Origin of the sequence: Thermodesulfobium narugense DSM 14796 (assembly GCF_000212395.1) — a bacterium.
Taxonomy (GTDB): Bacteria; Thermodesulfobiota; Thermodesulfobiia; order Thermodesulfobiales; family Thermodesulfobiaceae; genus Thermodesulfobium; species Thermodesulfobium narugense.
On sequence record NC_015499.1, the window covers coordinates 270546 to 283700 of the forward strand.

Here is a 13155-nt window from a genome sequence, read left to right on the forward strand (position 1 = left end):
AAAAATTAATTATTTTTTTACTATTTTCAACAATTTTTCAATAAAAAGATCTGATATTTCGGCAAGTGATTTGTCGGATGTAATAGAATCGATTACAAACTCTGTTATTGCACCAACGATAATTGTTACAACAATATACTTTTCAATTTCTTCAAATCTTTGATCAGAAAGCATATTGCAAAATAGCTTTTCTAACTTTTTTCTCACAGAAAATCTTTGCTCTTCAAACTGAGGACCAAGACTAAAGGCTTCAATGAAGATGAATTTTGTTAATTCACGATACTTGTCTAGTATTCTAAAACCCTCTTTTAAAGACGATCTAAAAATTTCTTCAAAAGTATCACCTTTGGCTTTGGTTTCAATTTTTTTGATAAGTTGATCGCTTAACTCTTCAACTAGTTTTATTACCAGGTCTTTTTTTCCCGGGAAATAGAAGTAAAATGCTCCTTTAGAGGTATTTGAGTCTTCTACAATCTCATCAACGTTTGTATAATGATATCCTTTGTTTGAAAAAAGTCTTAAAGCGCTTTTTAGTATTCTATTTTTTATAACAGAAGTTTTTTTAGTTCTCATGTTGATATAATAACAGTTTTTGAAATATTTGTAAACCGACTAGTCGGTCTATAGATATTGAAATAACTCACAATTCAAAACTCAAGAAGAACCGATGCGTTTTTTAAAGGATTTTCCATTTTAAAATTTAAAAGTTTATTTTGTATAAAATTAGCTATATATTTAGTATATATGATAAAATTAATTAATTTTGATAATATTAAACAATAAGTCGGGGTGAATTATGGGTACTCATGCTCTCTTTAAAAGATATGAAGGAAATCCTATTATTACAGCAGAGGATGTTTCCTGCGAAGCTCACACCGTTTTTAATCCTGCAGCTGCAAAGTTTGAGAACAAAGTTATTCTTGTTTTGAGAGTAGAGGAGCAAAGAGGATTTTCTTATCTCATAAGAGCCTTTAGCGAGGACGGCATTAACAACTGGAAAATTGACGATAAACCTTTTATGATTCATGAACCCCAGATGGGAGAACAGTTCTGGGGGCTAGAAGATCCCAGGATAACTTACATGGAAGAATTCGATCAATATTATCTGACTTATGTTTCGTTTGCGCCAGGTGGTCCACAACTTTCTTTAGTTACTACTAGAGATTTTGAAAGAATATGTAGGCACGGCAATCTTTTTTATCCGGATAACAAAGATGGTGCTTTTTATCCAAAAAGATTCAATGGCAGATGGGCTTTGATCCATAGACCATACGCAAGAGGAAGGGCTGAAATATGGCTTTCTTTTACCCCTGACCTAAAGCACTATGGTGATCATACCTGTATTATACCAGTAAGAGAGGGTTGGTGGGATTGTACTAGGGTTGGTATGGGACCACCACCAATAGAGACCCCTGAAGGGTGGCTTTTAATATATCATGGAGTTAGAACTACTGCTTCTGGATCTCTTTATAGGGTTGGATTAGCTTTGTTTGATTTAGACGATCCTACCAAGCTTATTTGTAGGACTAATAGATGGGTACTAGCTCCAGAAACGCCATATGAACTGATTGGAGACGTTCCTGGCGTATGTTTTCCATGTGGTGCTATATGTGATGAGAATACTAGGGAGATAATGCTTTATTATGGAGGTGCTGATACATCGACCTGTGTGGCATTTTCTACTATTGACGATATACTTGACTTTATTAAAGAGGATCAAAAAATAGGAAGGACTTTTTATTCGTTATGAGGGGCACTACAAAGAGCGCATCTCCAGATTTTAATGTAGCCTTTGTGGGCACGTATGTGCCAAGGCTGTGTGGGATTGCTACTTTTACCAATGACATTGCTAAATCTGTCGCCAGGTGGTATCCAGATGATGCTTTTGAAAACAGATATGTAAGAGTCGTCGCAATGTCAAATGGCGTTTATTCGTACCCGAAGGAAGTCTTCTTCGATATTAGAGAAAAATTTAAAACGGATTATATAAAAGCAGCGGAGTTCATAAACATTTCAAACGTTAATGTTGTAAGCCTTCAACATGAATTTGGTATATATGGCGGTGAGCACGGAAGTTATGTTCTTGATTTTTTAAAAAATCTGAAAAAACCTGTTGTAACAACTCTTCACACGGTGTTAGAGAAGCCAATCGAAGGTCAAAAAGAAATTTTAGAAGAGATCTGTAACCTTTCATCAAGAATTGTTGTTTGTGCGCAAAAAGCTCAGGAAATATTAGAAAGGGTTTATAGAATTTCATCCGAAAAGATTTCTATGATTTATCATGGCGCTCCTGATGTCCCCTTTATGGATCCCTCGTATTATAAAGATATTCTTAATCTTGAAGGAAAAACAGTTATTTTGACTTTTGGGCTCTTAGGTCCCAGCAAGGGAATAGAATACGGCATTGAAGCGTTAAGCAAAGTCTACAGAGATTATCCAAACGCTGTATACGTAGTGCTTGGCGCAACTCATCCAGAAGTAAAAAGACTCTACGGCGAAAGCTATAGGATTAGCTTGCAAAAAATGGCTTATGAGGAAGGAATAGCTGATAACGTAATTTTTATTGACAGGTACGTATCCTTCGAAGAATTGATGAACTTTTTGATTATGGCCGACATATATCTAACTCCTTATTTATCTTTAGAACAGATAGTTTCAGGAACCTTAACTTATGCAATTGCAGCTGGAAAAGCTATAATTTCTACTCCATATTGGTATGCTCAAGAAATGCTTCAAGACGAAAGAGGCATCCTTGTTCCGTTTAGAGATAGTGATGCTTTGTCACAGGCGCTTAGAAGGCTCTTAACAGATATACCTTACAGAAATAGATTGAGAAAAAATGCTTATGATTTTGGCAGAAAGATGATTTGGAAGAACGTTTCAAGAGAATATATTGAGCTTTTTGACGAAGCAATTAAAACTTATTCTAAGGAAAAAAATTTTATTTATATTTCAAAAAGAGACTTAATCGAAAAGGAATCTTTTCAAACAAAACTCCCTTCTGTTCACCTTACACATCTAAAATTCTTAACTGATGAAACAGGTATATTGCAACACGCTTTATACAATATGCCGAATAGAAATCACGGTTACTGCGTTGATGACAATTCCAGAGCCTTTATGGCTCTTCTCTTATATTATGAACTTTTCAAGGATCAGAGCATACTATATCTCTTGTATAGATTCTTATCTTTTATTCACAACGCATTTGATGAAAAAACTGGCAGATTTTTAAACTTTTTGAGATATGATAGAACATGGATTGATGAATTTAGTGAAGATGCGCATGCTAGAACTCTTCTTGCTTTAGCTACAGCAATACAGTGGCCAGCAGTTCCAGAATTGATTCCTATTTGTGCTACTATTTTTGAAAAGGGCATTAAGCAAGTTGAGAATTTTACATCTGTAAGAGGAATTAGCCTTTCTATTATTGCTTGTGATAAGTTTGTTAGAACTTATCCGGGAGCTAAAGAGATCAAAGACATATTAATTAATCTTTCAGGGAAGTTGTTTGAACTTTACAAAAACAATATTTCTGATGATTGGATTTTTCCTGAAGATATACTTACTTATGACAACGCAAGACAGCCTCAAGCCTTAATTAGGGCTGGCCAACAACTAGGCAGTGATGAAATGATTGAGCTTGGTATTAGGAGCCTAAGGTGGCTAATAGAAATCCAAACAAATCCAGAGACACAATACCTAAGCATTATTGGGAACAGGGGATGGTATGAGAGAGGGTCTCAAAAGGCTCAATTTGATCAACAACCAATAGAATTAAGCAGTATTTCCTGCGCGTGTATAGATGCATACTTTCAAACGGGTGACAAATATTTTTACAATACTGCTATGAAGGCCTTAAGATGGTTTTTAGGAGAAAATGACTCCTTTTGTCCTGTTGCAAGAGTTGAAACAGGTGGTTGTTATGATGGTCTAGAACCTCAGGGAGTTAACAAAAATATGGGAGCAGAGTCAACAATATCTTATTTAATGACGTTGCTTCATTCATACAAATTAACATTTAAAAGAGGCGATTGATACTTTGTGAAAATTGGCATTAAAAGATTTAACGATGAGTATATATCAAATGAAAAAAAATTTTCTGTACTTGCTTTTGATTTAGGCAACTCTAGATTAAAATGTTCTTATTTTGAAGATTCGTGTATGAAGCATTACGGTGCCTTTCGATTAGAGGAAATTTTTGTCAATAGTAAATTTGACTCTAATCTTCTTGATAAGTGGTTGAAAGAAAACAAAATCGATAATAAGGTTAAGTGCTTTATCTCTTCTGTAAATTTAACCATAGAAAAGCACCTTTTGTCATTTTTGAACGAGCGCCTTTTTTCTGCTAAAGTAATTGAACCTAGGGATCTTGTTGGCATAATTGGGATTGAATATGATATAGATATGATAGGGATTGATAGACTGCTACACTCTATTGGAGCATCACTTTTTTATGGGGAAGGAGTGTGCGTTGTAGATATGGGGACAGCAATTACAGTTGACCTAACCAAGGAGAACGTGTATAAAGGCGGTTTTATCATGCCAGGAATAGATATGATTTGTAAATCTATAAACCTTTTTTTGCCTCATTTGCCAATGGCAGATATTACAATAAATCATACCAACGTTCCTTCAAGGAATACTAATGATGCTTTAAATAATGGCATATTTTATTCTATAGTTTTTGGCCTTGAGGGCATTATTAGGTCATGGCATGAAAAGTTTGGCGACTTTACTACTGTTTTGACCGGTGGTAGTGCAAGGTTTTTTGAAAGCGAGTTGTCATGGCCATATTTTCCTCATCTAACTCTTTGGGGAATATATAGATACGCAGAGTACAAAGAATCTTTGAATGAGAAAAGTTCTTAGTTTAAAGTTAAATATATTCAATAAAATTTTGAAAGGGATGGTAATATGGGGAAAACTATCAAAACAATTAGTTTAGCCTCTCATGTTGGGGCAGGGAAAACTTCACTAACCGAAGCGCTTTTGTTTCATGCAAAAAAGATTTCAAGGTTAGGTTCTGTAGATTCTGGGAATACTGTTACAGATTATGATGTAGAAGAGATAAAAAGAAAAATGACTCTTGCGCTTTCTGTAGTAAACTTCGAAGAGGAAGGTACTAAATATAACATTATTGATACGCCAGGATTTTTTGATTTTGAAAGCGATGTGGTAGCTGCAGAAAGCGTGTCGGACGGCTTGGTTTTACTATTAAATGCTACAAGCTCGCTGGAAGTTGGCATCGAGAAGATCTTAAAGAGACTAAGGGCGAATCCAAAACCGTTTATGGTTGTAGTAAACAAAATGGACAAAGAGGGATCAGATTTTTTTAGCGCTGTCAGTGAATTAAGATCAAAGTCTTTAGGCTTTAATATTGCTTGTATGTATCTGCCTTTTGGCAATGCAGGTGAGTTTAAAGGTATGGTCCATGTAATGAGCAAAAAAAGCATCGTCTTTGATGGTGATTTCAAATTTCATCTTGAAGAATCATTTCCAAAAGAATTGGAATCAAAAATTGAAGAAGAGCAAGAAAGATTAAAAGAGGCTGCGGCTGAGGGCGATGACGCTATTTTGGAAAAATATCTTGCAGGAGAAGACCTGAGCGAGGAAGAAATTGTTTCAAGTTTGAAAAATGCGGTAAAGCTCGGTAAGACTGCTTTGGTAATACCCGTTTCTTCTGTAAAGGGCTACGGTATAGCCCAATTGGTTAGAGCGTTTGGCTATTATTTCCCAGATTATAGTGAAAAAGAGAACCTTGAAGTATACTCTGAAGAGGAAAAGAAGGTTTTTTCAATAAGCTCAGACTCTGAGCTCATAATACAAATTTTTAAGACCGTGCTAGACCCCTTTGTCGGAAAAGTTAGCTATGCGAAAATTTTAAGTGGTTCGTATAAGGGAGAATCTGTTTTATATAACGTTACCAAGCAACAAGAAGAAAGGATAGCAAGCGTTAGCTTTCCGTTTGGCAAAGAGCCCGTTGTTACTAAAGAAGCTGATTGTGGAGATATAATCACCTTTTCCAAGCTTCAGTTTACGACTACCAATGATACTCTTTCTCGCTCTAAGATAAAGTATGAGCCAAAAAAGATAGAGTTTCCAAAACCAACCTTTTTTATGGGCGTTTACCCAAAGGCAAAGGGTGATGAGGAGAAACTGGGTTCTGCTATTATAAAGTTTATTGAAGAGGATCCATCAATGTTCTATGGGAAAAGTCCAGAAACAGGCGAATTTTTACTCGGCGGTTTAGGGGATATACAGATGGACGTTCTGATGGAGAAGGTTAAAAGGAGATTCAAGGTGGAAGGTAATCTCGTAAAACCAAAAGTTGCTTATAGAGAGTCTATTAAGATTCCGGTTGTAGCGGAAGGTAAACACAAAAAACAAACAGGAGGACATGGTCAATATGGTCATGTCATAATAAAATTTGAACCTATTGGCTATGAAGAAGAGTTTGTTTTCGAGAGCCAGATTGTAGGTGGGGTTGTTCCAAAACAGTATGTCCCTGCTGTAGAAAAGGGTCTTCGCGAAGTTTTGAGCAGCGGGCATTTAGCGGGCTATCCAGTAATAGGCATTAAGGCGATTTTGGTAGATGGATCTTATCACGAAGTAGATTCTAACGAGCTTTCATTTAAGATGGCTGCGCATCTTGCTTTCAAAAAGGCTATGGAAAAGGCGAAACCGGTTTTACTTGAGCCAATTAACTATATTGAGGTAACGGTACCGAAAGACTTTACTGGAGATGTTATGGGAGACTTGAATTCTAAAAGAGGAAGAATTCAAGGTATGGATTCTATAAAGGATTCTGAAACTGTTATTAAAGCATACGTTCCTCAAAGTGAAATTGTAAGTTATGCAATGGATTTGAGGTCTATTACTCAAGGCAGAGGTTCTTTTATAACCAGATTTGATCACTTTGAAGAAGCCCCTCCTCAGATTGCTGAAAAGGTTATAAAGGAAGCTAATGTTGAAAGCAACAAATAGCTTACAATCCAGCTTTATTTTATTAGCCCAGGTCTTTGAAAAGCTCGAAAAAGAGACCTCAAGGCTAAGAATGATGGAGATTCTTGCAGATTATTTCGAAAATATTTCTCCAGAAGACGTAAAGATCGCTATCTATCTTTTATCAGGGAAAACAGGACCATCCTTTGAAGCTGTTGACTTTGGCGTGGGAGAAAAGTTTGTTATCGAGTCTTTACTGAGAATATATGGTGGTTTTAAGGTTGAGATTGAAGACATGTATAAGGAGTTAGGAGATCTTGGTTTGGTAGCAAAAAACATAGTTAAAGATAAGCAAAGTAGCCTAAGCCTTAATGAGGTTTTTAATTATCTTAAGACAATAGCTCTTACTTCAGGACCTAGTTCTCAGGACAAAAAAATAGAACTTCTTACAGAAATGTTAGATAGAGCAAGTTCATTAGAGGCCCTTTACATAGTAAGAATTATTCTTGGCAGGCTTAGATTAGGTGCACAGGATGCTACAGTAATTGAGGCTCTCTCCTTTGCCAGAGTTAAGAGCAAGGATTTGAAGCCAAAAATTGAAAGATGTTATAACCTTACTTCTGATCTTGGCTATGTTGCATATATGTTATTTAAAGAAGGAGAAGAAGCTCTCGACTTTGTACACGCTATTGTTGGAAATCCTATTAGGATGGCGCTGGCAGAAAGAATGGAAAATCCAGAAGAGATTTTTAATAAGTTAGGCAAGTGCATTGTAGAACCTAAGTATGATGGGTTTAGATGTCAGGTTCATAAAATTGGCGATAAGGTTAAAATTTATTCAAGAAATCTTGAAGACAATACCCATATGTTTCCAGAAATAGTTGAGTCTACAATCAAGTATTGTAGGGCAAAAAATTGTATTTTTGAGGGAGAAGCAATTAGTTTTGATCCTAAAACCTTGCGCTTTATGCCCTTTCAAATAACTGTCCAAAGAAAGAGAAAACATAATATTTTAAAAGTAGCTGCAAAATTTCCGCTAAGATTAGAGGTATTTGATCTACTTTATAAAGATGATCTTGATATTACCTCCAAACCTCTATTTGAGAGAAAAAGGCTTCTAAACGACACTATATTGAAAAACGACACGATTGTAATATCTGATTCCTCTGAAGCTGATAGCCCAGAAAGGATAAAGAGTTTGTTTGAGAAGTACGTTTCTGAAGGCATGGAAGGAATAATGATAAAGAGATTAGACGGAGTATACCAAGCAGGTTCAAGAAACTTTAACTGGATAAAATTGAAGAGATCTATGAAACAGTCAATTCTTTCTGATACTATTGACGCTGTTATCATGGGATATTTTTATGGAAAAGGACAGAGGATAAAATTGGGTATAGGTTCTTTGTTAATAGGCTTGTATAATCCTGAGATGGATTGTTTCGAAACGATAGCGAAACTTGGTTCGGGATTTACTGAAGAAGAGTGGGTTGAGCTTCTTAAAAATCTTGAAGAAATAAGGACTAGCTTTAAACCTAACAATTATATTTCAAAAATAAACCCGGATTTTTGGGTAAAACCAAAGATAGTAGTTGAAGTTGAAGCAGATGAAATAACTGTTAGCCCTGTACATACTGTCGGAAGAAAAGAATTGGGTAATGATTCTTTAAATACTTTATCCTCAGGAAGCGGTTTTGCGCTTAGGTTTCCTAGAGCAAAAAGAATAAGATATGACAAAAGTCCCTTTGATTCTACTACACCAAATGAAATTTTTGAAATGTTTGAAATCTCAAAAAATAAAAAGAGCAAGAATGTTTCAGAAAATTCTGTTAATTTAAATACTACAAAATTATTAAAAAAAACTAAAATTAAGGATAAAGATAAGACTCTATTTGACTAAGGAGGTCAAAAGTTAAATGAACAAGAAAACCATTTTGATGTGTCCAGGTCCATCTGAGGTTCATCCAGAAGTGCTTTTAGCTATGGCTAAACCTCTTGTAAGTCACGTTGATCCATCTTTCTTTGCTCTTTTAGATCAGTTGCAAGGTCAACTTAAAACAATATTTCAAACTGAAAATACTTGCATGCTTTTGCCTGGTACCGGGACTTCTGGTATGGAGGCATCTCTAATTAACTTCCTTGATCCAGGAGATAAAGTTCTAGTTGGTGTAATAGGGCATTTTGGCGATAGAATAAGAATGATTGCAGAAAGAATTGGCTGTAATGTAAAGGTAGTTAGTGCTCCTGAAGGCAAGGCACTTAACCCAGAAGATGTAGAGATATCTATAAAGGGATTTTCCCCTAAGCTTTTCGCTTGTGTCCATGCAGAAACATCTACTGGCGTACTTCAGCCTCTTGAAGATATTATGAATATTTGCAAGAAATATGAAGTTTTAACTTTAGTTGATACTGTTGCCTCTTTGGGCGGAGTTAATGTTCCTGTAGATGATTTGGGAATTGATATAGTTTATAGCGGTTCACAAAAGTGCTTAGGTTGCCCTCCTGGTGTAGCTCCTATAAGTTTTAGTCCAAGAGCTGAGAGGATTTTAGAGTCTTTAGCGCCCAGAAACTATTATCTTGACCTTAGACTCATAAGAAAATACTGGTTAGAAAGGGCATATCATCACACTCCCCCAGTAAGTCTTTTCTATGCGTGCAACAAGGGATTTGACCTTATTATTGAAGAGGGTTTAATAAACAGATTTGAGAGACATAGAAAAGTTGGTCTTGCTTTACAGAAGGGACTTGAAGCTATGGGCTTTAAATTGGTTGCCGAAAAGAACGTTCAGAATCCTGTGGTGACTGCAGTCTATCTTCCTGCTGAAATAGAGGATATAAAGCTCAGAAAGATACTATTGGAGGAATTTGGGATTGAAATAGCTTTGGGAATTGCTCAGCTAAAGGGAAAGATTGCCAGGTTTGGAACTATGGCTGAATCTGCAAGGCCTCAAAACGTTTTATATTTGTTGAGCGCGCTAGAAAATATATTGAAGCGTTATGGGTTATTTAAAGAAGGCGGCACAGACGTTGCGTCAAGTATGCTTTAGAAAAAAAGAAATAGACTTTTAAAAATTTATTTTGGTGACTTTTGAGGACAGTGGATAAATTTATTGTTATTCTTTGAAAATTTTAAGAAGCTTTTGAATTATGTGAAACATTTTTGGGCAGGGCTCAGACTATACAAAAAGATGAGCCTTGTTTTTATTGGTTTGTCTTTAATTATAATTTCTTTAAACGTTATTTTTATGATCTACGAACAATCCAGAGATTATAGAGATTTTATGAACGTTAATTTCCAAAGCGCTTTAGAGATTGAGTCGAACTATATAAACTCGAAAATTTCAAACGATATAGTAAATCCAATCACAAACTTAAGTTCAAATTTGGGAAGAATTAATTTTAGAGCTGGATCTATAAATTTGCTGAAAGATTTTTTGCTAAGAAATCAAGCTTTTAGTTCTATATTAGTTGTTGAAGCAAATGGCAACGTAATTGAGGGTTTTGATAAAGAAAAGGGAGCAATTTTAAGTCACGAAAACCTCTCTCAAAGGACATACTTCAAAAGTGCATTAGAGAACAAGTCATTTGCTATGTTTGGACCTCTTCAATTGGATTCAAAAAATATGATTGTGGCTATTTATCCCATATTTACTCAAGAAAATAGCATTGAAGGCTTTATAATTACATCAGTGTCTCTTAAGTGGTTTGATTATTTATCTGATGAGATTAACAAAGGGGTTAATGCTCCATTCAAGTTTTTTATTGTATCGGGAAAGATGGACTCAATAAGTTTAAGCCATCCAATAAAATTTAATTTTCCAATAGAAAACTTTTTTGACAAAAAATTTTTCAAAACTTATATTGATGGTTCGCAATTTACAATGTTTTCAAAAAAGATTGACTACACGCCATTTTTTATTGTTGGTGGATATCCTGATTACGAGATAGACCTTAAAATTGGAAGTCTTATCTTGGGTTCGTTGTTTCCCATGTTTTCCCTGCTTATTTTAGCAGGATATTTTGGTTTGATTCTAGGCAAATATTTATCTCGCCCTTTAGAAAATTTAGCTGATGAAGCTGAAAGAATTTCTAAGAATCCAATATCTGGAGAGGCATTTACAATCTTTGAAGGCAAGGATGAAATTGCAAGACTTTCCTTTTCACTTCAGGTTATGCTTGATGAGTTTTACGCTGCTCAGCAACAACTTAGGGCTACTGAGGAAGAAAGCAGATTTGTAGCACAAAACAACTCTGTTTTAATGAAAATAGCATCTTATATTAATAGCTTTGATTCAAAAGAAAAGATATTAGAAAAATCTTTGCAGCTAATTAAAGAGATAACTAATGCCAACGTTGTTATGCTTTATTTGTTGGATTCTTGTGGGCAAAATTTAATAATTGATAGCCTAGTGGGCGAAATTCCTGATGATCTTTATTTAAAACTTAATAAACTTGAAATATTGAATTTTTGGGTCGGTCAGGTATTTTTAGATAAAAAGGTTTCTGTAATTTTTGACTTGAGAGCCAATCCTATTTTGAAGTATTCTAATGAGATATTAGAAAAAGGTTTTTACTCAGTTATATGTTCTCCTCTAAATTCTAAGGAGATGCCTATTGGTTCAATTTTGTTATTTTTTGACAAGCCATATGTCTTTCAGTCAGAACAAAGAGAATTTCTAATAAGAGTGTCAGATATGCTTTCTTTGTATCTTTCTAGAATTGAAAGGGAAGAAATTTTAGAAGATTCTACTGAGATGAACTTTTACTTTAGGGACATTTCGATAAAGCTTTCTGGTATGGAAAATATTGACGATACTATTAATCTTGCTGTTAACTTTCTGGTGGATAATTTGAACTTTGTGTCGGATGCAAGGTGTATCTATCTTAACGAAGAGACTAGTTATAGTGACATATCAGAAACGTGTATTTATGCTATGCCGTTTAGTGATTTTAAAATTGTGCCTATAAGAAAGATAAATTGCCCAAATTTGCCCAGCGACGCTGTAAGGATTGCTATAATGCCACTACGCTTGTACGATAAGCCTTATGCCAATGTCATTGTTTACCTAAGAGCATTTGACATGAGGGTGATTCACTCTGAATTCTTCATGAACTTAAACGATATTTTGAATCAAAAGATTGGTTTCACTTATTCAATCCAACACTCAAAAGATCTTTACAAGGAAGCTCTTGAGAGCATAGCTCAGGCTTTAGATGCAAGGGACCCGTTTTCTGCAAAGCACTCCAAAAGAGTTAGTACCTTTTCTGTAAGATTTGGAAAATATCTGAAACTGGATAAAAAGGACATAGACGTTCTTGGATTTGGCGCACTACTTCATGATATAGGCAAGGTAGGAATTCCAGATACTATACTAAAAAAGCCCGATAAATTAACACAAACGGAGTATATTCTAATGCAGTCTCATCCAATTGTTGGATATAATATTTTAAAATCCATAAAGGAAGAGCTTATGCCAGGGCTTTTGGAGATTATTTTGTATCACCACGAAAGATATGATGGGAAGGGTTATCCATATGGTCTAAGCAAAGACGAAATACCATTTCTTGCAAAGTTAGTTTCTATTGCTGATTCTTTTGAGGCTATGATTTCTGATAGACCCTACAGGAAAGGAATGACGAAGCTGGATGCTCTTGCAGAAATAAGCAGGTGTTCTGGTACACAGTTTGATCCTTATCTTGCTCAGATGTTTGTTAGGATGATTTCCCAAACAGCCGATGAAGATTAAATTCAAATTTAAGGAGGGCAAAATGATAGTGTTGTTTTTTAGATTATTGAAAAAAAATATCCTTTTATTGTTAATGTTTTTGCTTACTTTGTGCTTAGCGCTTCTTCCCACAAATGCGTATGCTTTTCAAGTAGTCGATCAGGGAATATCCAAAATGGCTCCAAACAATCAGGACCCAAATAGTTTTGAGAAGCTAACTGTCTTCCCCCAAGACTGGCCTATTTTATACTATTGGGTAAAATATGCCGATGCAGTGCCCAATGATAAGTTGGTAGCAAGATTTCAGTATATAGATCAGGAGCCAACTACTTTCTCTGAGATCTCAGAAGTGGTAGAAAAACCTGACGAATTATGGATTACACATGTAGCCCTTAATCCGGGTAAAAGTTGGCCAGTAGGGAAGTATGAGATAATCCTTTTGTTGAACGGCAAAGAAGTATCAAAGCTTGATTTTGAGGTGAAATAG

Annotated in this window: 9 protein-coding genes; 8 read left to right on the forward strand and 1 reads right to left on the reverse strand. The window is 35.3% G+C overall.

Annotated features, from left to right (window positions below):
• Positions 1–9 precede the first annotated feature (9 nt).
• A complete protein-coding gene (locus THENA_RS09525) occupies positions 10–573 on the reverse strand; it encodes a TetR/AcrR family transcriptional regulator (protein WP_013755634.1) in 564 nt (187 codons plus the stop codon).
• A gap of 223 nt (positions 574–796) precedes the next feature.
• Between THENA_RS09525 and THENA_RS01300 the strand changes: the two genes are divergently transcribed.
• The 8 genes from THENA_RS01300 to THENA_RS09535 all read left to right on the forward strand — a co-directional run bounded on the left by THENA_RS01300 (position 797) and on the right by THENA_RS09535 (position 13155).
• Positions 797–1750 carry a glycoside hydrolase family 130 protein gene (locus THENA_RS01300; protein WP_013755635.1) on the forward strand — a complete coding sequence of 318 codons (954 nt, stop codon included), beginning with the start codon at positions 797–799 and terminating at the stop codon, positions 1748–1750.
• Complete coding sequence (locus tag THENA_RS01305; protein WP_013755636.1) at positions 1747–4038, forward strand: glycosyltransferase family 4 protein; 2292 nt, start codon at positions 1747–1749, stop codon at positions 4036–4038. Before THENA_RS01300 ends, THENA_RS01305 begins: the two co-directional genes overlap by 4 nt.
• 6 nt (positions 4039–4044) lie before the next feature.
• Positions 4045–4872, forward strand: coding sequence for a type III pantothenate kinase (locus THENA_RS01310; protein ID WP_013755637.1), 828 nt, complete (start codon positions 4045–4047; stop codon positions 4870–4872).
• A 45-nt stretch (positions 4873–4917) separates the two neighbouring features.
• Positions 4918–6987 carry an elongation factor G gene (locus THENA_RS01315; protein WP_013755638.1) on the forward strand — a complete coding sequence of 690 codons (2070 nt, stop codon included), beginning with the start codon at positions 4918–4920 and terminating at the stop codon, positions 6985–6987.
• Complete coding sequence (locus tag THENA_RS01320; protein ID WP_052296034.1) at positions 6971–8842, forward strand: ATP-dependent DNA ligase; 1872 nt, start codon at positions 6971–6973, stop codon at positions 8840–8842. The genes THENA_RS01315 and THENA_RS01320 overlap by 17 nt, the downstream gene beginning before the upstream one ends.
• A 16-nt stretch (positions 8843–8858) precedes the next feature.
• Positions 8859–9989 carry a pyridoxal-phosphate-dependent aminotransferase family protein gene (locus THENA_RS01325; protein WP_013755640.1) on the forward strand — a complete coding sequence of 377 codons (1131 nt, stop codon included), beginning with the start codon at positions 8859–8861 and terminating at the stop codon, positions 9987–9989.
• Positions 9990–10091: 102 nt separating this feature from the next.
• The gene (locus tag THENA_RS09530; RefSeq protein WP_154645293.1) at positions 10092–12689 is read left to right on the forward strand and encodes an HD domain-containing phosphohydrolase; all 2598 of its coding nucleotides are present in this window, start codon (positions 10092–10094) and stop codon (positions 12687–12689) included.
• Between the two features lie 22 nt (positions 12690–12711).
• Complete coding sequence (locus THENA_RS09535) at positions 12712–13155, forward strand: hypothetical protein (protein WP_013755642.1); 444 nt, start codon at positions 12712–12714, stop codon at positions 13153–13155.

Excerpts from the sequence above, each read along its gene's own strand:
- THENA_RS09535 (WP_013755642.1), top strand. The coding sequence starts at position 12,712 with ATGATAGTGTTGTTTTTTAGATTATTGAAAAAAAATATCCTTTTATTG.
- THENA_RS01305 (WP_013755636.1), top strand. The coding sequence starts at position 1,747 with ATGAGGGGCACTACAAAGAGCGCATCTCCAGATTTTAATGTAGCCTTT.
- THENA_RS01325 (WP_013755640.1), top strand. The coding sequence starts at position 8,859 with ATGAACAAGAAAACCATTTTGATGTGTCCAGGTCCATCTGAGGTTCAT.
- THENA_RS01300 (WP_013755635.1), top strand. The coding sequence starts at position 797 with ATGGGTACTCATGCTCTCTTTAAAAGATATGAAGGAAATCCTATTATT.
- THENA_RS01315 (WP_013755638.1), top strand. The coding sequence starts at position 4,918 with ATGGGGAAAACTATCAAAACAATTAGTTTAGCCTCTCATGTTGGGGCA.
- THENA_RS09525 (WP_013755634.1), bottom strand. The coding sequence starts at position 573 with ATGAGAACTAAAAAAACTTCTGTTATAAAAAATAGAATACTAAAAAGC.